This is a genomic window from Chryseobacterium capnotolerans (assembly GCF_021278965.1).
GTDB lineage: Bacteria > Bacteroidota > Bacteroidia > Flavobacteriales > Weeksellaceae > Chryseobacterium > Chryseobacterium capnotolerans.
On sequence record NZ_CP065589.1, the window covers coordinates 3686808 to 3709545 of the forward strand.

Annotated in this window: 19 protein-coding genes; 9 read left to right on the forward strand and 10 right to left on the reverse strand. The window is 34.7% G+C overall.

From position 1 onward, the window contains the following. Nucleotides 1-172: 172 nt before the first annotated feature. The 8 genes from H5J24_RS17670 to tssO all read right to left on the reverse strand — a co-directional run bounded on the left by H5J24_RS17670 (nucleotide 173) and on the right by tssO (nucleotide 10313). Complete coding sequence (locus H5J24_RS17670; protein ID WP_141395610.1) at nucleotides 173-1141, reverse strand: toxin-antitoxin system YwqK family antitoxin; 969 nt, start codon at nucleotides 1139-1141, stop codon at nucleotides 173-175. Between the two features lie 4 nt (nucleotides 1142-1145). Further along, nucleotides 1146-2861, reverse strand: coding sequence for a hypothetical protein (locus H5J24_RS17675; RefSeq protein ID WP_141395611.1), 1716 nt, complete (start codon nucleotides 2859-2861; stop codon nucleotides 1146-1148). Between the two features lie 63 nt (nucleotides 2862-2924). Next, nucleotides 2925-4856, reverse strand: coding sequence for a type VI secretion system Vgr family protein (locus tag H5J24_RS17680; protein ID WP_068939473.1), 1932 nt, complete (start codon nucleotides 4854-4856; stop codon nucleotides 2925-2927). A gap of 168 nt (nucleotides 4857-5024) precedes the next feature. After that, on the reverse strand, nucleotides 5025-5432 hold the full coding sequence (tssD, locus tag H5J24_RS17685; protein WP_068939475.1) for a type VI secretion system tube protein TssD: 408 nt from the start codon (nucleotides 5430-5432) through the stop codon (nucleotides 5025-5027). A 415-nt stretch (nucleotides 5433-5847) separates the two neighbouring features. Then, nucleotides 5848-8253 carry a type VI secretion system protein TssR domain-containing protein gene (gene tssR, locus H5J24_RS17690; protein ID WP_068939481.1) on the reverse strand — a complete coding sequence of 802 codons (2406 nt, stop codon included), beginning with the start codon at nucleotides 8251-8253 and terminating at the stop codon, nucleotides 5848-5850. A gap of 47 nt (nucleotides 8254-8300) precedes the next feature. Further along, nucleotides 8301-9212: a PKD domain-containing protein gene (locus tag H5J24_RS17695; protein ID WP_068939487.1), complete on the reverse strand. Its 912-nt coding sequence runs from the start codon at nucleotides 9210-9212 to the stop codon at nucleotides 8301-8303. A 51-nt stretch (nucleotides 9213-9263) separates the two neighbouring features. Then, entirely contained in the window at nucleotides 9264-9791 is a 528-nt protein-coding gene (locus H5J24_RS17700; RefSeq protein ID WP_068939488.1) for a type VI secretion system transmembrane protein TssO, read from the reverse strand. Between the two features lie 12 nt (nucleotides 9792-9803). Beyond that, a complete protein-coding gene (gene tssO / locus H5J24_RS17705) occupies nucleotides 9804-10313 on the reverse strand; it encodes a type VI secretion system TssO (protein WP_228407557.1) in 510 nt (169 codons plus the stop codon). Between the two features lie 204 nt (nucleotides 10314-10517). On the opposite strand from tssO, the gene H5J24_RS17710 reads away from it, so the two are divergent. The 9 genes from H5J24_RS17710 to H5J24_RS17745 all read left to right on the forward strand — a co-directional run bounded on the left by H5J24_RS17710 (nucleotide 10518) and on the right by H5J24_RS17745 (nucleotide 19580). After that, nucleotides 10518-11189 (forward strand): response regulator transcription factor, encoded by a 672-nt coding sequence (locus H5J24_RS17710; protein WP_068939492.1) that lies wholly within the window; start codon nucleotides 10518-10520, stop codon nucleotides 11187-11189. 262 nt (nucleotides 11190-11451) lie between these two features. Further along, nucleotides 11452-11742, forward strand: a complete 291-nt coding sequence (locus H5J24_RS17715) for an HU family DNA-binding protein (protein WP_002984212.1) — start codon at nucleotides 11452-11454, stop codon at nucleotides 11740-11742. A gap of 368 nt (nucleotides 11743-12110) precedes the next feature. Continuing rightward, complete coding sequence (locus tag H5J24_RS17720; protein WP_068939494.1) at nucleotides 12111-13673, forward strand: Rne/Rng family ribonuclease; 1563 nt, start codon at nucleotides 12111-12113, stop codon at nucleotides 13671-13673. A gap of 78 nt (nucleotides 13674-13751) precedes the next feature. Further along, nucleotides 13752-15155 (forward strand): T9SS type A sorting domain-containing protein, encoded by a 1404-nt coding sequence (locus H5J24_RS17725; RefSeq protein ID WP_068939497.1) that lies wholly within the window; start codon nucleotides 13752-13754, stop codon nucleotides 15153-15155. Between the two features lie 91 nt (nucleotides 15156-15246). After that, a complete protein-coding gene (locus tag H5J24_RS17730) occupies nucleotides 15247-16452 on the forward strand; it encodes an NHL repeat-containing protein (RefSeq protein ID WP_232815741.1) in 1206 nt (401 codons plus the stop codon). A gap of 41 nt (nucleotides 16453-16493) precedes the next feature. Then, nucleotides 16494-16640: a T9SS type A sorting domain-containing protein gene (locus H5J24_RS26240; RefSeq protein WP_429832702.1), complete on the forward strand. Its 147-nt coding sequence runs from the start codon at nucleotides 16494-16496 to the stop codon at nucleotides 16638-16640. 10 nt (nucleotides 16641-16650) lie between these two features. Then, a complete protein-coding gene (locus tag H5J24_RS17735; RefSeq protein WP_068939503.1) occupies nucleotides 16651-18045 on the forward strand; it encodes a T9SS type A sorting domain-containing protein in 1395 nt (464 codons plus the stop codon). Nucleotides 18046-18235: 190 nt separating this feature from the next. Next, a complete protein-coding gene (locus tag H5J24_RS17740; protein WP_068939505.1) occupies nucleotides 18236-18703 on the forward strand; it encodes an OsmC family protein in 468 nt (155 codons plus the stop codon). 229 nt (nucleotides 18704-18932) lie between these two features. Further along, complete coding sequence (locus H5J24_RS17745) at nucleotides 18933-19580, forward strand: response regulator transcription factor (protein WP_068940099.1); 648 nt, start codon at nucleotides 18933-18935, stop codon at nucleotides 19578-19580. A 254-nt stretch (nucleotides 19581-19834) separates the two neighbouring features. Here H5J24_RS17745 and H5J24_RS17750 read toward each other — a convergent pair whose 3' ends face one another. Next, entirely contained in the window at nucleotides 19835-21346 is a 1512-nt protein-coding gene (locus H5J24_RS17750; protein WP_068939507.1) for a carboxypeptidase-like regulatory domain-containing protein, read from the reverse strand. 11 nt (nucleotides 21347-21357) lie between these two features. Further along, on the reverse strand, nucleotides 21358-22725 hold the full coding sequence (locus tag H5J24_RS17755; RefSeq protein WP_068939509.1) for a CsgG/HfaB family protein: 1368 nt from the start codon (nucleotides 22723-22725) through the stop codon (nucleotides 21358-21360). Nucleotides 22726-22738 lie beyond the last annotated feature (13 nt).

Sequence of the window (22738 nt, forward strand, 5' to 3'; positions counted from 1 at the left end):
TATACACTAAATTTCCATTATCCCATTTTTCTTCTTTTATAGTATTTCCATTCTTATCGTAGTATTTCCAAATTCCCTAATAACTACCTTTTAAAAAACCTCTTTCTTATAATTTATGGTTATATGTGATCGTAAATTTTATATTAATTTCATTATATTTTCAAGTAAAGAACTAATAACAAGGTTCTATTTTATTGAAAATGCAGTGCGGAAAACGAACATCTACATAGTCCTTTATTGAATAAGTTTTTGTTTGTTTTAGTTTACCTTCTATATCATAATATTTCCATTCTCCGATTTTGAAATTGTTTTTTATCTGGCCTTCAGACTTAATAATAGGAATTGTTCTAACTCCAGTATTTTCTTTATGTTGAGGGTAATAATAGTCTAAATAATAACCATTTTCTGCTGAAAGTTCTTCTTTTACGTCTGATATTCTTTCTATATTTCCATTTTTATCATAAAAATAACTCTTTCCTGATGGTATTGGATCTTCCTTAATCTGAATTTCATGACCAGTTGTAATTCCGTCATTAATAGATACAAATTGAATTGTTGTTTCATTTTCAAAAATCAATCTCATACTTTTAATAATCCCATTTTTACAGGTTAATTTTCCTGATTTAATTGAAAAATCTTTTTTAAACTGTTCTATCGAATTGTAACCCGATGATTGTATGGTAGAAAATTTATACTCTTTCATATTATCACAAGTGTTAATTCTATTATTTTGTTTTCTAAATTTCAGATTCCCATTATCCCAATTTTCTTTTTTTATGACGCTTCCATCCTTATCATAATATTTCCAAATCCCCTGATATTTTCCTTCTAAAAATTCGCCTTCTGCATAAAGGCGTTCAGTTACGCTTGCGTTATCACCACTTGCTATACTGTGAGTATATAATCTAATTTTACCATCAATTATGCTACATTCACCATCAACTTCCCAACAATACAAACTATCTTTATTTTGTTTTAACTTTCCTAAAGTTAAAACAAAAGTTGGTTTTTGTAATTCAGTTAGTTTTATGTCTTTTAATTTCAAACTATTAGGTTTTGGTGGCTTTTCAATTTTTTTTTGAGCACAACATGAGTTGAAAAAAAATATTGATATAAAAAAAAGAGAAAATATTGATTTCATAAAATTATTTATTTTCAGAGGTTGAACCATAATAAGACTTTACATCATTCTGCATTATATCCCATTGCCATTTTGTATAAATATTTGTTTTAGAAGAGTAATCCATAATGTTCAAAGTGGATTTTTCTTTAAATTTATACTTATTGCTTTTATAAACCTCTAAATTATTTTTTTGATTTATCAATGCTTTTTCGATTTTTTTATTTGTATCCTGATTATCCTTTATGTTGTCTTTTGCTTTTTTAATGTCTTCATTAGCTTTATTAATTTTCTCTTTTTGATCTTTTACAAAGCTTGCTACTTTAGGATTTTCTTTATAGTAATTAGGATGTGTTTTTTGGTACGCTTCATATTCTTTTATATTATTCTGATGTATTTTTATGTTATCATTAAGTATCTTTATGTTATTTTCACTGGTTTTTATATTATTTTTATTATCTGTAATTGCCTTTTCATTTGCCTTAATATTATTCTTAAGCTCATCTAAATTTCTCGTATAATCAGGATCTCGCCAAAAATAGTGTTCTAGTCCTAATGCATGAGCAATTTCATGAGCGTACGTAGATTTATCTTTCAAATTAGATGCAAAAACTATGGCTTCTCTAAAATTCACGGGTTTTGTTCTGCTTACCCCTCCTTCTTGATCAGCAGGATCTTTTTTAATATTAGAAATAAAAAGTAAAATACCTTTAAATTTCTTACCATCAGTTTCAAAAGCTGTTTTGTATTCCCTTAAAAATTTATCCAAAATATGTTCATATTCCGCATCTTTTTGTTCCTCCCCATCATCATTAACATATGATACTTTGCCTCCAGCAGGATCTTTTCTGTTAGTAAAATAATTCCCTGTTTTATTATAAAATGTGCCATTCCAGGCTGTTTCATCAAAAGCAATACGATATTTACTATCTATTTCTACCGTTGTCTTTATCAATGCCTGATTAAGAGAATTTTGATTTAAATACTCTTCTATTTTATCAGTCTTAAAATCTGAAATCAATTGGGAAATCTCAGTTTCTTTATTTGGAGAATCTTTTACTACACAAACCAATCTGACTGATAAATCATAAATTTTGGTATTGTCAACCGCTGTAATTTTACCAATTTCTTTTTTTTCCTTGTCTACCGCAACAATCCCAACGTCTTTGGAAGCTTTTATACATTTTATGGTAATTTCCTTTGGTTTTCCGTCTGGTGTATATTTTATATTCTCATTCTTTTTACCATCAATATCCACCTCATAACACTCATTTTTTCCAAAAGAAATTTCAGCTTTACTTATATCATCACCTGCTTTTATTGGCTTACAGATCATGTTAAGCTTTATTTCCTGGTTAAGCTTCATTAAGCTTAACCAAGGAATATAGTAAGGTACTTTTAAAGGAAATTTATTATAGTCTTTCTTAATCCCACTTTTTAAATCAGGACTAGAACTGGTAGAAACATATTCTTGTTTGGCCTCATCATAAACAAATTCCAAATTCGCTATATCGTCGGTCTGTATTTTCAATACGTTATCAGAGCTATCTGTAGTAAGCCAGTCAAAGCCAAACTCACCATTATAAGCAGGTAAAGGTTCAAATTCAATATACAATTCAACCCCTGTCTCAAATTCAATAAAAGGAGGTTTCTTCGGGTCACCATAACTTACCCCGTTTTCCAATCCTGCTTCTGTTATTGCTCCTCCTGCATTTGTTATAATATTGGCATTGGAATACATGCTATGGCCTTCCTGAGAAATCTTGGTATAAGTTCCTTTTACGATTCTCGTTCTGCTCATGGGTTAATGTGCTTTCGACTTCTCTCCGCTATTGTTCTGTACCTCTGCCTGGGCATGTTTATGAACAAACTTTCCGGATTGAATATTCATATCTTTTTCACTGACCTCATTTCTCTCTTTCTTGGTTTCGCTAAGCACATCCCCTTCAATAATCTCTGTCAGTTTTCCTGTAATAAATGTGCTTGCATTTCCAATTACTGAAGTAAACTTCATAGCTCCTACACTTTCAGTATTATTCAGTCCTATGCTGTCTGATTTGTTCATTCCTACCGTTGTTGTCATATTTTCACCTACATTGATGTTCATATTCTTACAATTCAGGGTCATGGTTTCCGGTGCAGTGATATTGATATTGCTTCCTGTCGTATCCAGATGGATCTCATTACCGCTTTTATCTGTGATGATGATACTTTCATCTTCTGTGAAAACAATTCTGTGCCCGCTTCTTGTCTGGATAGATTTTACCCGGTTATCTACTCCTCCGCCAAGACCAATTCCACCATGGAACATTCCTCCCATTACAAATGGACGGTCCGGATGACTGTGTACAAAATTCACCATTACCTGGTCTCCTACTTCTGGAATGGCTACATACCCACGGTTTTGGGTAATTTGATCGGTTCCTCCTGCATCAGGGGTCATTACTCTCACAAAATGAGTAGTATCGTTCATCTGCCAGTCGAATCTTACCTGTACTCTTCCCTGTCCTTCAGGATCTGCATTGGCAATTACCGTTGCAATCTGAGGCTGTGCAATAGGTACTGTAAATTCAGGCTTTGGTAAAAATCCTGTATCTGCTGCTATAGATTCAAAACTTCCTTTATAGTGACCAATGGTATCAATTTCATGAGTTACCTCTGTCACCATCACCTTGGTAAAATAAGAAGTTTCATTACTATCCGGTTTTCTCATGTGGATATCAACCACACATCCCGGATGAAGGAATGGCACTGTAGTAGAACCTGAAACGGAAAATACGCTTACCGCTTCACTTCCTGCAGTACTTCTCTGGGAGTTCTCCACGTCTAAGTGAGTGGATGCTTTAATAGGAGCTACCTGAAGCGCCGGAGTTTTATATATTTTATCGTTATGGCTGTAGGCTGTTTTCGCCAGATCTCCCAAATGGTTAATTGGAGTTTCACCGGAAGTCAGTTTTTCATTTTTACTGCTGTTGTAGCCGTAATATTGCGGTTTTGTATGAACAGCTTTTAGCTCTACCCTGATATCATCAGCATTGCTGCCATACGTCAGTTTTATAGGCTTGTTTTGAGGTGGAAGTTTTCCGAAATGAAGCACTTCTCCGTCATAGTAAAATTGTTCACCATAGGCTTCCGCCATTCTTGCGAGATAGTTATAATGGGTCTCGTTGTATTGGCTGCTGTAGATGATCTGAGAATAATCGTTGGTATCCACTCTGATATCAAAGCGGCCTTTATCAATTCCCTGTTTTATTACTTCTTCAGCAATGATTCCCATATTAACGGGCTGTGCGCCTCCAAAACTCTGGATATGCGGAGCACCATCCAATAGAATGGTTGGGCTGTATCCTGAAAGCACAATATTTCCAAGACTCATTTTTTCCTGGCTGAATCCTACCTTGGTAATCAATCCTACAAAATTTCTTTCGGGACTGTTATCAATGTCTTTATAGGAAATAATCGCGGTAAGGCGTTTTCCCAAAAATTTATTGGCTTCCTCAAGGGTATGGCTTTGCCTGTCACCCAATGCATCATGAGCAAGGGTAAGACTAAATTCGTGGTGGTTACTCGCTTTTTGCTTAAGCGTGAAATGTTTGTAATACTTAATAATTTTTCCCTCCACAACCAGCGAAAGCTTTACCAACCGGTTGATCCCTGCATGATGGTTTTCAGATATCCCATCAGCATTCTGTGATGGACGGAAAGAAGAACCCTTTGTCTTTGTTTCGGTTTTCATATGCTTTGTGTTTAGTTTTGTATTAAAGATAGCAATATTTTACGAAATAGTCATCATATCAATGAGATATGAATAATTAATCAATATTTTTTTTATGTCAGGCAAAAAAAGACCGTCTTCAAAGTGGACAGTCTTTTTTTGTATGAATGTTGATAATGTGTAGTAGTTTTAGCTTGTTGGCCAAAGTCCAGCATACTCAGAGTTACCATAACTGATGGTCTCAGCACTTATCACAAAGCTAATGAACATACTGTTGCTGTCTACAGCATCAAATTCCACCTGGTGTTGGATAACGTATCCATTTTGCCAGTTCAAAGTGATTAATGTTCCTTCTTCGTGAGATTTGTTGAAAGTAATTTCTCCTACTGTTGGCTTATATTTTCCGTTCAGTAAACTTTCTAAGATATCTGATTTTTCAGTAGCTTCTACTGTAACCTTGATTAATGCGTTAGAAGGGTCTGATGCTACACGTCCTGATACGTCAGTAGATCTTGACACGCTGTAGTTCATTTTCAATAATTTCTGACCTTCTCCGTTGTTGAATTTTAAGATTCCTCTCGAATTTCTTTCTGCCATGATTTGTAAATTTTAACCGTTAGTAATATTTTGTGATTCAGTGATTGTGTAGCAAATATAAAGGGTCTTTTCCGCTAAAAAAAACTTTTCACCATAAATTTGAAAAATTGTAGTAGTTCTACGACTTTTTGTAGTAATTCTACGACATTGGATTTATAAACAATCTCATAACTCGCATTAATAAAGCATTTTAAGCTTTATCCCTAATTAATGAGAAAAACAGACTTTTACACTTAAACGAGAAATAACAGATCCCCATATATTCAAAAGTCTAAGATTTTATCTCAAGATTTTACATCAGAAAGTTAGAAGAAAAATTTCTGTTTTAAATACTATGAAAATACTCATTAGAAATTTCTGCAATAAAAAAGCAGAAGTAAGCTTACTTCTGCTTTTATTATGATAAAACTAACCATTAATGTTTAGTATATTCCGGAGCTTCTGTTTGAGTCATCGTTGGAGTAAAGAACTCGCTCAGCCAATAGAACGTCTGTCCGTTTTGCTGGATCTTCACTGCCGGATTATTTCTGTGATTCAGCATTCTTTCTGCTAAGTCTTTATAGTGGTGGAAATAAGTTCTTACTGTTTCATTACGAACTATTTTTGATTTTTTCCATCCTTTAAGCTTATACTTAGCCAGGATCTCTTCTTCGGAAAGATCAAATCCTGTACTCATTCCAATCGCATAAGACATTGGTAATTCATAAAGATCTCCCTTATCCAGGAATTTGATCGTTGGATTGTATTTCTTTAACAGTCTTACATATTCCTTGATCGCTTTTGACTGACTGAAGCCTGGTTTATCTGGCTCTGTATTTCTGTATACTTCCGAATAGAATGCTTTAAGATTATCAAATTCCGACTCAGAGATAAGGATTCCTTTTTCTATACTCGGAGTAATTTCTTTCAGTTCTTTTGGTAAATACCCTTTTACAAGGAATGGATTTCCATAATTAATCAACTGTGCTGCAATTCCTGCAGAAACAGGATTGGTAAGCCCTGGATACAAGTATTTATATTTCAAATCCACATCAGTTTTTCCTGCCCCTACAGAGGAGTGGAAATAGGCATTTAGGGATTTATCAACATTCTGATTGTCCAAAGTAACCTGTGCAATAAGGCTGTCTACTGATTTCTTCAGGAATCCAGGGGTTGCTACATCTCCTTTTTTAGGGAAGATTACAAATCCCTGAGACATACTCTGCTTAGGGTAAGCTAAAGAGAAGAAGCCTTCATCACCTTCTACCAGGCTGAAATTGTTTTTGGTAAGAACATCAGATTGATTGATGATCTTTTGCTTTTTAAGCTCAGCAATATTTTTAGCTGTATTGGTTACTACATTTTCAGCCATTAATACAAAATCATTGTAAGTATCTGAAGATCTTGCACTGGTCTGGAACATAATCAATCTCGCCTGAGCCTGAGTAAGGGAACCAATAACGCTGTACATGTTTCCGCTTTGGTTAGCAGAAGTTCCTACAGTAACTACAATATTGGTTTCATCCGGAACATTGGAAAGAAGATTTCCTGCCGCAGTAAGAGCTTCCCCTACCGGTTGATAACCATTATTGCTGGCACAGTTCATTTCATTCGTTTTCTGATCAATAAACGTCGTAATCTTACTGTAATCTGCACTTAGATTAGAAACTGCTGTATTGGTACCACAAGGGTTGTTTTTATATAAAACCACTCCGTATTTTACATTATTGAAATATGAAGGTTTTTCAAATCTAAGCTGAAGATCCTGTAATAATGATTTTACAATAGGTGCATAAGGTGCATTTCCAGCACTTATATCCAATGCAAAAACAATATTAATGTTTTTATCTCTATCTGTAATCTCTTTATAACGGTCGAAGTAGATAGGCTCTCCTAAAACATTAAAGACATAATTTTTACTATAATCAAGAATATTGGTAAAATACTTTGTTTTAGAGTCCGGAGTTGGAGTTTCATTGAGAGGCAGAACTACCGGAAAGATATTTTCCAGGGGCTTTCTCTTATTTACATCTGTAAGAAGAATAGCCGTTCTGTTCTCTGCATCTGAACCTGTTGCGCCTGGGTACCCTTCACGTACTCCAAGTTCTGTTTCAGTAATTCCCGTAGTATTTTTAAGCTTGATTGCTGAACGCTCACCCCATGTAGAAATTACGTTGGAACTCACCCATCCGTAAAGGCCTTTTCCAATGCTGTCGATGTCTACAGATGGTTTTTTACCTACCAGGAATCTTTTATTATTTTCAGCCTGCTTGTAAACATACACCATCTGCCCATTAGGAATTTTAACATTAGCAGCCTCAATAAGGCTTGGTGAATTGAACACCATAATAGAGTCATTTTTGTAGTATCTTTCAGCATTTCTGATAACTTCACTGTTATTAGGCACTACTGCTACTCTTACAGGATATCCTGTTTTTTCGCTCTTTAGGGAATGATTCCATAAAAGCAGGTCAGATTCATGGATCCAACCATAGGTTTTAATAGATTTTGAGGAGACTTTTTTCATTAAGGCATCCGGCACATATTCTGCTACCTTTACCATTCCGTCTCTATGCTTCAGAACCATTAAGGGCTCTAGAAACTTCACTTCTTTATATGATTTTTCATCATCTTTATCCAAATAAGCCGTATTTCTTGATCTGTCTGAAATAACGATCCATGGAACGGATTTTTTAGGATAACCGTTGACAACTGTTGAATTATCTACCTGTCCATATTGAGAAGGTTCAGGTGTTTTTTTTGACGGAAGCTTTACCTGGCAACTCGTCAGTAATACTGATAATCCTATATAATATGCTGCTAGAGGAAATTTATTTTTCATCCTATTTTATCTTTTTATGATTGGTACATCCGGTGAACCGAATGGTATTATTTGCTTTGGTTTATATCTACTTTCGTTACACAGTTCTGTGTATCATCTAAATTCACCTTCACAGTCTGAATGACCGTATTTTTATCAAACTGAAGACCTGCACAGTACATGTAGAAGTTATTTACTTTACTGTCATTTACTTTTACTACTGTATTCTCATTATTACACAAATAAGTTTTCAACAGATAGTTATAGTGCATATTGAAACTGTTTCCGTTGGCAATCTGCTGTAAATGATATTTGAAATCATTGTCAACTTTTGCGTAAGAATCCTCTACAGAAACTTCTTCCTGTTCCAAAGGGTTGTAAGCAGGAAGAATTTTGATATGATGGTAGATAGGCTCCTGGCTTTGCTCAGTGTAAAGAGTTACTACATAATCTCCCGGCTTTTTATAAGCGTAGATTGCCATTTTCTCTTTAGCATCCGTATTTCCTGTCTCTCCAAATTTCCATGCAAAGTCTTTCGCATCAGATATAGCACGGAACTGTACGTTCTCATTCTGCATTGCCTGAACCTGAGCTTCAATAGTTGTTTTGGATTTTGTACTGTCTTTCGCTTGTTTGATACCTCTTGCAGAAACCATTACTGGGAATGATTTGGTGTACTTGTTGTCAACAATCAAACTTACCTGATAATATCCAGGTTTATTATAGAAGTGAATCCCACTATTTTTATCAGAAGTTGTTCCGTCTCCAAAATTCCATCTTTTGGTTTTTGCAAACTGGGTTTTATCTTCAAATAAAAGGGTATCTCCTACCGACAAATTAGATGGATAGACTACTCCAACAATATCATCAGCAGAATGGATCACTTTTTTCTGCAACCAAAGAGCAACCAGGGCTGCTATGAGCAATGTTGCAATAACACCGATAATAATGTTCTTTTTGTTCTTTTGAAAATAATTCATAGTTAATAATTGTGATGTGTTTTATTTATAGTTCCTAAATTCATTGTTCGTTTATTGGGTACGAGCCTTCAACTCACTCTGACGTTGATAAATCTTATCCTGTTTATCTTTAAATCCTATCCTGCACTCTTCTACCTGCTTTTCAAATCTTTTGATATCTTCTGAAGTGGTGGAGATTACTTTTTTATCGTCAAAGTACATCTTATAGAATTTGGCAATCTGGGGATAAGCATCTTTTCGGATATCAACAATATTATCATGACGCTTAAAATAATCATTCAGATCATTAACCCCCACAAAGATATTATTTTCCACAAAAGGTTGTGGAGCCTCATCAGTAAGCTTGCTAATCATGGTGTAAGCACTGTCCATGATAGGAAGAATTATTTTCTGGTGCTGTTCAAACTCAGCCTTTTGTTCTAGATTCTGAATTCCTCTTACATCTTCGTCAGAAAACGGCGATTCAAATCCTTTTAAAAAGATAACTCCCAGAAATATCATGGCAGTTAAAAGCATCAGTATTAAATAAAAAAACTGATAATGCCTTTCCTTTTTAGATAGTGTAATTTGTCCTTGCATATCTTTATCTTTTTATCTTCTTCTACCTCCTGTAAAATTTCTTGTAGGATCTTTTCTAAGCTCATTATTGGCACGGCTCACTTTGCCCATACATTCATCCAGATCTCTGAGAACTGTTTTCTTTTTGTATTCTACACCAATAATCTTGGTCTTCAACGTAAGCATAGGCCCGATCTGTTTCATTAATGTAGAGTAATGTTTAAAGCTTGTGATACTGTCTTTTCCCATAATACTTTTCACATTTCCTACGTTATCCATGATATTGGTTCTTAGAAAAGCCTCATTTTCCACCTTGTTCAGATCAAGCTGGGTCATTTTCTCATAAATTTCATCCACATTTTCCTTCAGCATATCACTTCGACGCATTAATTCTTTATAAGCTTCAGCTTCACGACTTATCCCTTCACGCTGTATATCATAGCTCTTGAAGAAGAGATATAAACAGCTAAAGGATACCATAGACAAAACAACAAATGAAAGGATAAACTTCCAAATGCCCGTTCTGACGTCAGATTTGTTCAATTTTTTTTCCCTGTTAGAAGACATATATTTGCGATTTGTTTGGCCTGTGAAAGTATAAAAAAATTTTTTTATGCACAATACGTATTTTCCCCGCTCTGGTTTCGTGAAATCCCGGTTTAAATTAATATTAATTTTAACTTTAATAAGTTTTTCATAAATTAGGCCTCTGAATTTTAAATATCATTCGCCAAATCGATATTAAGAATGAGTAAAATATTATCTAATACCGTGCGTTTTTCTATAGCAGACAGTGATTTTTATTTTAAAAAAATAATGATCAAAACACTTATGGAAAATCCTTTCTATATGCTATTGAACGACTGTAACAATGGCCACGAGCTTGTGAACCGAATTTACAGAAGACAGGAAGATGTATTTATCATAGAACTGTTTATGCCGGTATTGAGCGGAATTGAAGCAATTAAATATATAAGGAAAAACAACGCAGAAACGCCTATTATCACTTATTCCGGAACTTACCAGGAGGATATGGCTGAAATTCTGTCGAGAATACCCAACCTCTATTACTGTCAGAAAAACAGTACTATTATTAAGGATATCATTAAAGGGAGTATCGCTTCTGATGAGTTCGACTATGAGGCCTATTCAAAAGAATGGGAACAACAGCCACTTGCCGTACAGGAATATATGGACAGGCAAAAGAAAGGACAGGAAGAGCTTTCACCGGCTGAGATACAACTGATGAGATTCTGTTATGAAGGTTTCAGTAATAAAGAAATTGCAGAAAAACTAAACCTGAGTACAAGAACGATTGACACTTACATCAACCGTCTAACCGAAAAACTGGGATTGAAAACCAAACTTCATCTTATCCGTTTTTGTGTAGAAAATGGGTACTACAATTCCAGTATGTAGGAGTTAGAAAATCCGGAAAACATATAACAGAAAGCACTGATAAATTTACTGTTACGTGTTTCATATTTTTTTCTATTTCTGGTGGATTTTTATCAAAATTCTATAATATTATTTTATTATTAAATTATCATCAACCTGCGTTAACATAGGATATACATTAATTGCTCAACTATTTGAATAAAAATATTTTGCCACTAATTTGCTAGTATTCAATTTTTTTAACTAAATTTGCACACCTAAAATTTAAAATTAAAATAAGGAAATGACAAAGGCAGAATTGGTAAACACCATCTCAAATAAGTTGGGAACAGAAAAGAATGAAACACAGAAAGTTGTAGAAGCTTTTATGCAGGAGATCAGAACTTCTATGTATAATGGGGATAACGTTTATCTGAGAGGTTTTGGATCTTTTATCATTAAAACAAGAGCTGCTAAAACAGGAAGAAATATTTCTAAAAACACTGCGATTGAGATTCCTGCTCATAACATTCCTGCTTTCAAACCTTCAAAGTCTTTTGTAGAGAAAGTAAAAACGAAAGTTGCAGTAAAATAAGAACATTAACTGAATATTAACTAGTTACTAAAAAATTAAAATTATGCCAAGCGGAAAGAAAAGAAAAAGACACAAGGTTGCGACTCACAAAAGAAAGAAAAGAAGAAGAGCGAACAGACATAAGAAAAAATAATCTCTTTTTCTCGAGATTTACAATATAATAATATAGTTGGTGGTTTTAAATTTTTAAAGTTCACTGACTATATTTTTGTTTGCAACTATAAGATTCCGCGGAAAACGGATGGTTTCAAATATTATTTTAATAAAAATATAATGGTTTTCATTCTAAATCCTTATATTTAATAGATGAATTAATCTAGAACAATACCAATTTCCTAAAATCTTAACAATTTTTATCTGATAACAAAATGAAGAAAGAACTAATAGTTTCGCATGAAGATGATCTTACAAAGATTGCACTGCTGGAAGACGGAAGACTATGTGAACTTCATGAGCAAGAGGACAAAAGCGATTTTATAGTTGGAGATCTGTTTATTGGAAGAGTAAAAAAGCTGGCTCCCAACCTGAATGCAGCATTCGTCAATATAGGATATGACAAGGATGCATTCCTACATTATCAGGATCTGGGACCACAATATCTTACCTACAGAAAGTTTTTAAAAGATACGATCTCTAAAAAACAAAACTCTTCAAGCTTAAAAAATTTCGAGATACAGCCCGAAATAGATAAAAACGGAACGGTAGACAAAGTCATTGCAAAAGACGATCTTGTTCTTTTACAAATTACCAAGGAGCCTATTTCTACAAAAGGCCCAAGGATTTCTACCCAGGTTTCACTGACAGGACGTTTTTTGGTTTTAATTCCATTCGATAATAAAGTTTCGATTTCCAAAAAGATTAAAAGTTCTGAGGAAAAAGAAAGATTAAGAACTCTAATCGACAGCATTAAGCCTGAAGGTTTTGGAGTTATTATCAGAACTGTAGCCGAAGGAAAAAAGGTGGCCGACCTTCATAATGATATGAATCAGCTGATTCAGAAATGGGAAAGCACTTTTAAAAATATCCAGAGAAATAAAGTTCCGTCTAAAGTTTTAAGCGAAGAAGATAAAGCTTCAGCTATTTTAAGAGACAATTTCAATCAGGATTTCGTGAATATCATCTGTGATGATGAGCAAATGGTAAATGAAATGACCAATTACGTTGAAGTAATTGCCCCTGAAAAGAAAAACATTGTCCAGTTTTATGATTCTCATATTCCACTTCTGGAATATTACAATGTTGAAAAACAGCTTAAACAGAGCTTCGGAAAACATGTAAACATACCAAGCTCCAAGGGTGCTTATCTTGTTATTGAACATACAGAAGCCCTGCACGTCGTAGACGTTAACTCCGGAAATAATATTACTACCGGAACTGCTGTTAATAAAGAACACGCTCTTAAAGTCAACAAAATGGCAGCCACAGAGATTGCCAGACAGCTCCGCCTCCGCGATATGGGAGGTATCATTGTGATCGATTTCATCGACATGCCCAACTCAGAGCACAGAAGAGAGCTCTATGAACACCTAAAAGAGGAAATGAAGCGCGACAAAGCCCGCCACAAAATCCTTCCTCCAAGTAAATTTGGTCTGATCCAGATTACCAGACAAAGAAACCGTCCGGAAAAACAGATCGAAACCAAAGAAGAAAACCCGAACAAAGACGGAGAAATTGTAGCTCCTATTGTGATCGTGGAAAGAATGGGTGAAACGTTAAGAAACATCCTGCAGAAAGAGAAAGGAAAAATCTACCTGCATGTACATCCATTCGTAGAAGCCTATTTAACAAAAGGCCTCCTTAAAAGCATCCAAATGAAATGGTTCATGAAGTATAAAAAATGGGTAACCATTGTACCAAGGGATTCTTTTAAATATTTAGAATACAAAATTTACAATTCCAAAAAAGAAGAATTGATAGAATTTTCTAATTAAGACAAAATTTAAAACCTTCAGTTTTTACTGGAGGTTTTTTTTATTATATTTGAAAAAACAACAGAAAACTCAAACAAAATGAAAAAAAATCTATTACTGGCTGCCTTGGCAGCTCAGGGTATTTCTGCCCAAATCATCTCTTATGATAACAGTTTCGCTTCTAATGGGAAATATACTATTGCAGGAGCATCTCATTCTTATTCCACTAACATTCTTCAAGATTCAGACGGAAGCCTTTACTTTACCTATATAAAACAAAGTGCAACTACGGAAGTTGTATTATCTAAGCTGAACTCCAACGGAACAATAAATACGTCTTTCGGAACCAGTGGGGAAGTAAGTATTCCTTACGCTTCATCCGGCTACCCCTCCACTCTAAAAAAACAGGCTGACGGCAAACTTATTATGCTAGGTTTCTATGAAGACGGTACAGCCATCACAAGAATTTTTCCCAATGGGCAGATAGACTCTGCTTTTGGAACTAATGGAACAGCTAAAATTCCTTATATCGGAATGAGCCTCAATGTAGATAACTTTGGATTCTACATACAGAACAACAAAATCATTATCTACGGCAATGCTTTCGACAATAATTATCATCTTTTAGATTATTCGCTGGTTTACAGATTACATGAAAATGGCTCTATAGATCAAACTTTTGGAAATAGCGGTTCCATTAATACCAAAGCAAAATATGTTTTTCTGGATAATCAATCCAATATTATAAGCCTTACCGGCAGCAGCAATTCATATCCTTATGGCGCCTTAGAAAAATATGATCCCAACGGACAGGTGTTTTCATCTTTTGGAAACAATGGTGTTGCAGCATTCCCATCAAGCCCTGGAGCTATCAATTCCGCTTTTTTGGACAATAATAATTATATTGTATGTGCTAATATAAACAAAGAAATTTTCAGACTCAATCCCAATGGCAGCCGCGATAATTCTTTTATATTTGATAATACACAACCACCTTTTAACGATGGAGATTTATCACTTTCTCTTTTTGAGAGAAATGGAAATTATTATATTTCCGGGATTACAGGTCCAAGTGGAGAAACCTTTGTAATTTCCAAACTTACTCCAACAGGCTCTGTAGATCCTGCTTTTAATTATTATTCAGAAAATGCAGTAGGTCCTTTATTTATAGGAAACATGATTATCAATGATGGAAGTATTATTGCAACAAGAGGAAACCAGATTTTTAAATTTCTGTTAAATAACAACACTACTTTGACTACCGCAGATTTTTCTAAAGCCAGCAAAACTGGAATTTCGTTTGAAAATCCAATGAAGCAAAATTTAGTCTATGAGACAAAAGAGACTGTGCAATCTATAGAGATTTATTCTTCAGAGGGCAGGCTTCTCAATACTGTAAAAGATAATAACTCAGATGTATCAGTGCTTCCGACCGGAGTTTATATGCTAAAGATCAGATTTACCAATGGAAAGGAAACTTCAAGAAAAATAATAAAGAATTAAAAAATAATTTTCAATCGTTTACTCAAAAACTATAACTATAAAACAACAAAGAGAACAAATCTCCAAACAATAACATAAAAACTCAAACAAAATGACTAAAAATTTATTTCTAATACTGCTTCTGGCAGTACAAACTGCTTTTGCACAAATTATTTCTAAAGATCAGACTTTTGCAGTCAGCGGTATTTATTCTATGACAGAAAATATGGCATGGTCCAGAATTGTTCAAAATTCCGATGGCAGTATTTTTTTCACTTATGATAAAGCAAATGCTACAACTGGGCTTAGAGAATCTTTTTTAACTAAGCTCACTGCAAACGGAGCTGTAGATTCGGCTTTTGGAAGTAATGGAACTATTCAACTCCCTTATTATGCAAACAATAGCCAACTAAAAAAGCTATCTGATGGAAAGCTTTTGACTCTTGGTTTTTCTGAAGCAGGAGCCCACGTAACAAAGATGTTTCCTAACGGACTACCTGATACTAGTTTTGGAAGCAATGGAACTTCAACAATCCCCACTCTGTATACTGATGGGAATGATCGTTCTTATGGGATTGTACTTCAAAACAATAAAATAATTGTGCATGGAATTGATAGTTCAAATGGACAGATTTATAAGCACAGAATGTACAGATTAAGCAATGACGGAATTATAGATCCTACTTTTGGAACCGGCGGCTCTGTATTTACCCAAGGTACATGGTCTGACGGATCATTTGTAATGACTGACAGCCAATCTAATATCATAACACTTACTAATAGTGGAATTATGGAGAAATTCAATCCCGATGGACATCCCATAACAGGTTTTGGAAATAATGGTGTTTTACAGATGTCTTCAGGATTAAACTTTGCAGGTGCAGTAATGATGGACAGCAATAATAAGATCGTATATTCAACTCTTCTGGGTGAAATGTTCAGAATTAATCCGGATGGTACCCATGACCCTACTTTTAATTATAATCTGCCTGCCTATTCAGGTATTAATGGAGGGGCATGGATATTAAACATTACTGAAAAAGATGGTTACTACTATATCAGCGGAAGTGGTGAGGTAGATTTTCCTCATACATCATTTATTTCGAGACTTACCCAGAACGGGAATATAGATCCCAGCTTCAGTTATTATTCTGAATCAGATCTTAATCTAGCAGGCATTGTTGATATGGTTGTCAATAACAACAGTATTATTACAATTGGAAATTCACATATTGTCAAATATATCATAAACAACGCAACACTTACCACTAAAGAAATCAAAAAAGAAATAACAATATTGCTTTTGAAAATCCTGTAAGCCAAAACCTGGTTTATAAAACCCCGGATAAAGTAGCTAAAATTGAAATCTTTTCTGCGAGCGGGAAGCTCCTAAAAGTCACCAAAGAATCCAACACTTCTGTTTCAGACTTGCCTAAAGGAATTTATATAGCTACAGTCACTTTTGAAAACGGAAACAATATCACAAAAAAACTTATAAAAAATTAATAAAAAACAAATGACTAAAAATTTATTTCTAGTACTGCTTTTTGCGGTACAAAGTGCTTTTGCACAGATTATTTCTAAGGATCCAAGCTTTGCATCAAATGGAATATTTACATTACCTGGTAACTTTACCTGGTCAACAGTTCAGGATTCTAGTGGTCAAATTTACCTTACTCATAACGTGAACAATTACCCAGGTCCTAATGTTACTGAATCTTATTTATCAAAACTTACAGTCAGCGGAGTTCTGGATACAGCCTTTGGAATCAACGGAACGGTTCCGCTACCCAACAATAGTTACCTGAATGAAGTTAAAATACAAACAGATGGAAAACTCGTAGTTTTTGGTTTCACAAATACTGATGCAGCGACCATATCAAGAATACTTCCTAATGGGCAGCTAGATTCCAATTTCGGAACCAATGGTACTGTACTGGTCCCTTCACTGGTCCCTGACCAAAATTACGCTTCCCATGGAATTATTTTACAGAATGACAAAATCCTTGTTCACGCAATCAAGTACGTTCAAAACGTTCAACATCAGCATGTAATTCTCAGATTAAATTCCAATGGAAGTTTAGACAACTCTTTTGGCAGCAATAGTTATGCAGCGACAAAAGGAAGCCCTGCAGGCAGAACATTTGTAAGGACAGACAATCAATCTAATATTATATGCTTCAGCAGTGACGGTGGATTTATTCAAAAATTTAATCCAGATGGACAGCCAATAACAAATTTTGGAAACAATGGTACTGTAGCATTGCTTGACATTAATGGCTATGGATATGGTGGTACGAGTGCTGTATATGTAGATAGTAACCATAAAATTCTTTTCTCCCTAAACTCAGAGGATAAGCTTCTAAGAATAAATCCAGATGGAACACTTGATAATACATTTAATTATATTCCAAATACAAACTCCGGCTTAAATGGCGGTTCATGGATTCAAAGTATTACCGAAAAGGACGGCTCTTACTATCTTGGAGGAACTGGCTCTCCAAATAATTTAATTTCAAAACTCTCTCAAAACGGTTCAATAGACCCTATTTTTAACAATTATTTACAAACAGATTCTGATGTGGAGGAAATGTTTATTAATAATAACAGTATCATCATAAGAGGAAATGGATACATTGTGAAATACCTCCATAGCAACGGCACATTATCTACAAAAGATATCAAAAAAATGAATAACAGTATTTCTTTTGAAAATCCTGTTAAACAAAATTTGGTTTATCAGTCAAAGGAGAAAGTGAGCCAAATTGAAATCTGTTCTTCTGAAGGAAAAGCTATAAAAATCATCAAAGAATCCGGTTCATCTGTTTCAGATTTACCTAAAGGAGTTTATATGGCTAAAGTTACTTTTGAAAATGGAAGTTTCACCATCAGGAAGTTGATTAAGAATTAATACAGCCTCTGGTTTTTACCAGAGGTTTTTTATTACCTTAGCCTAAAGCGTAAAGACACCCTATACTTTTTAAGTTTGGGCTAAAATCATTGGATTTATTCTATATATTTCAAGTAGACTAAAACTCACCCCTATTGAATTTAATAACAATATCTTTTATCTTTTATCTTTTATCTTTTATCTTTTAATTATGAAAAACCATTACTACAAAACCACTATTCAATGGACGGGAAACAAAGGAACCGGAACCAGCGGCTATAGAGATTATGAGAGAAGCCACACCATTTCAGCAGACAATAAAGTTGTTATTGAAGGTTCATCTGATCCGGCATTTCGGGGAGATAAAACAAAACACAATCCGGAAGAGCTATTTCTTTCTTCACTTTCTTCATGTCATATGCTTTGGTATCTTCATTTTTGTTCTGCGGAAGGTATTATTGTTACCAATTATATAGATGAAGCTACTGGGATTATGGAAGAAACGGCAAATGGCAGCGGACATTTCACAGAGGTAACATTATACCCTATTGTCACCGTTTCTGAACCATCTATGATAGAAAAAGCCCAAGAACTTCATCATAAAGCCAATGAGTTTTGTTTTATTGCCAATTCGGTTAACTGCATGGTAAAACATATCCCCAAAGTGTTAGTTAAATAAAAAAAAGATTTTTATAAAAACACTCCAAAACGCCTTTAATATTAAACATCGAGCTGCAATAACTCTAAGTTTAAGGATCAAAATTCAACAAAAAGAGATTTATTTAACAAATAATCAATAAAAATAACATTTTATTACTATAATATTCATATAAAATCTAAATTATTTATCAAATTTATTCATTATGTTAAGTTTTTTTCATATTTTTATATAAATAAAACAAACCATGATGAAACCAAGATTAACCATTTTTGACGAACCCATGTTATATACAGAAGGTTTATCAAGATTACTAATGCAGAGCAAAATTTTCAATACAATAGATATCTGTAATTCCTTAGAAATGCTCTACAAACAATTAAAAGACAAGCCTACTGAAATGCTTGTCATGAGTTCCAACATCCTCATGCTTACTGAAATATGTAAATCTGTAGAAAATATCATCACAGAGCATCCTCATATCAAAATTATCATCATTGGCAGCTGCTATGATGTAATAGATATCAGAAAGCTTTTCAATAAAGGTATTAAAAGCTATCTGGATAAAAACTGCAAGTATGATGAATTTCTAAAAGCTATTAATGCTTTATTATTGAACGAAATTTATATTTGTGACCACGCTAAGGAAAGAATGCTGAGCTTCATTAGTAATGAACAGCACAAACGAAATTTCCATATCAGAGATCCTCTTACCCGCCGTGAAATGGAAATACTCCAGCTAATCTGTGAGGGCTTCAGCAGCAAAGACATCTCTGAAAAACTATTTATAAGTATCAATACGGTAGAAACACATCGAAAAAAAATTCTTTTGAAACTCAACGTAAAAAACACTGCGGGCGTCGTAAAATATGCTATTGAAAATCATATTGTAGACTGATTGAATTTCGCCAAATGATTAACCTGAAAAATTCCAGACCCTAAGATCTGGAATTTTTTTTGCCTGCTCCCAAATTCCTATTAATAAAAAGATAGGCAAACAACTGATTATTAATATAGAGATTTTAGAAGTCAATAGTGAATGAACAATTCGCTTCGCTCGTCAATTTTTGTATACCATGAAAAATTCTCTATTCACTTGTGAAGCAAAATTCACTATTGACTTTCTTTGTTTTAAATGTAATCTATCCTCTCCTACTCATAGTCTGGCATTTCGCCGTTACTGAACAGCGTAGATCTTGAAAGGTCTGTCAAACTACTATTCAGATCTATTACCATCACGTTTCTTTGTGAGATATTATCATTGGAGGTATTCATAAAGATGACCTGGGCATTGTTGGGTGAAAATCTTGGGTCCAGATCATTGGTTCCCATGACTTTTTCGCTTTCAGCAGAAATATCATTTACGGTATTATCTGTTAAATTATAGATGAAGATATGAGAATCCAGCTGGCGATAATTTCCACTTCCATCCTGGTATCCTGACAGATCCCTGGTAAAAAGAAGAAGCTGCCCGTCTACAGAAAAATTAAGACCTCCACTAGCTCCGGCAGCGCCAGACAATACCGTTTTAAGAATATTTCCCATCATATCTATGACATATATATTTGTATTATAGCCATTATAGTCATTGGTTTTTATGGCTATTTTACTTCCGTCGTAGCTCCAGTCACATTCTGAAATCATACTTCCGTCCGGAGTTGTATAGACCAGCATCAGGCCGCTTCCGTCTTTATTGATCCTATATAATTTATTAAAGTTGGAATAAATAATTTCCTTACCATTGGTACTCCAGGCAAAATCCATTTCATAGGTATTGAAGCCGGCAACAGGAACTGTAGTGACTTTAAAAGGATTGGATCCATCTGGATTGGCGGTGTAAATATGGGTACTACCACCTTCAGTTCTGAGAAAGGCAATGAGACCTGCATTATTATTTTTCCGTGGCCGCCAGCTGTTATAAGAAGAATCTGTGAACTGAAAATTATTTCCCTGCTCATCGCTTGACATGATGACAAAGTTACCATTCAGTTTTCTCACATAATGATATCGGTTAGCCGGAACCGTATTGGTTGTAAACTTACTGGTCTGGCTTAAAACTGGCTGGTGAATGCCGTCCGAAACAGACACCTGCCAGAAGTAACTTACACCAAACTTCAGATTTGAAAGTGTATAATGATTCACTTTCAAATCATTAACCTGAATCACATTAGTGTCAAGATTATTTTTAATTGTTAAACTATATTTTAATACATCTGCTGTATCCGGATCTGTTGCGCTCCAGGTAAGTTCAACATTTAATGGCTGATTGACCGCATTATCTATCGGACTAAGAAGCTGCGGTGCGGTAGGCGGCGAATTTAATGAAGTATCATCATCCATTTCAAATACTACGGTGACCACCTGATTTTGATTCTGCATGTTTACAGACTGAAAACTTGTAATATATCCTGAAAGTTCAGCTTTTACAGAATAATTACCTACCGGCATTGCTGCAATTTCGAAAGACCCGTCAGTACCACTGAACACCGTTTGCGTTGTGGGATTGGTAAAGATCTTTACATTAGCAAGGGGTACATTGCTCCCTCTTTTCACTACTTTTCCTTTTAGCATTCCTGTCTGAGCTTGTTCTACAAGGTCTTCATTACATGAAAACAGACAAAAAAATAGGAGGAATATGCTGAGTATTTTGATTAAGGTTTTCATAATTCATGTTTTTATTTGTTTCCAAGGTAAAAGTTGATTCCCAATCCAAAACGCAAGGCCTGATCTTTTCTTTTTCCGTTAACAAGTCCTTCCCAATCATCTTTAAATCCAAGATCGTATTGTGCAGAGGCTCTCAATGAAAAATTATGATCGATCATATATTCAATCCCGCCTCCGAACTGCCCTTTGTATTGAGGTTTATATTTAGAGTACAAGGCTCCTGCCCCACCATACACGTATGGACTGAATCTGTATTTCGGAAAAAGAATGTATTCCAGGTTCACTTCAGGACCGAAGTAGTTTCTTTTGATAATATTTTCATTTTCAAGGGTAAAATAATTCCCATTGACTTCAACATTAAAATTGGGACTCAGAAAATATTTGAACCCTACCTTTCCTCCTATATTCATTTTAGGATTTACATAATCATCTTTAACCTTCTGAGCTTCCACCTGGGCAAAGACTGAAACTTTTTGTCTGTAATTTTCAGGATATTTGTTACCGATCACTCTTCCATCATTATGGTCCTGCTCTTTATTATATTCATTAATTAAAGACTGATAACCGGCTGTACTATCGTCTATGGCTTTTCCCCATATTTTATCCTGAATCCCTTCTATAATAAGAGATTTTACGGCTTTTTCGATAGCTTCGGTAACGGCCAATTGGATGGGTTCGTTTTGAGTAAATCCAACTTCACCCTCCAGCAGTCTTTCTGTATCTACATATCTGAACACACTACCGTTTACACTGGTGGAAAGAATGGTTTTGGAAATATAAACCGTTTTAAGAATTTCTCCATTAAGAGTGGAAACGGCTCGTAGATAAATGGTAATTCTATCCTGGCGGTATTGGGTGGAAGCCCCAATTCCAAAATAACGGGCTCCAAGGCCGCCTGTAAGGATATTGCTGTCATAGGAAATGACTCCTCCTTCCAAAAGAATTCCGGCGTATAGAAGCGGAGGAAGTGATTGAGTATTTTTATCTGCATCCTTTATATATTCCTGACGTGTGGAACGGATGATTTGTCTTTCATTGAGCAGATTGGCTATATTTTCTCTTTCAATAGGAATAAACCAGCGGCTATCTTCAAGTGCTTTAATAAGAATGGTTGTTGTACCCTGGGGAACCGCAGTACTCCAGTTGTTACCATTTTCAGAAGGTTTGTACTGGCCGGTCTGATCTCTGAATTTATAAACCCCTACCACTATTTTTTCTTTAGGCAGAGGAAGTTTCTTTAGTTCTGCAGTGGAAGCTGTTACCTCTCCCATTGTTGGCTTTTCGGGATCTGAAGGTAAGCCGAATATTGAACTACAAGCCTGTAAGACACATAGCATGAAACTACAGAAAAAGATTCTGGTATAAGTGTAAGTTCTCATGATAAGTTTGGTT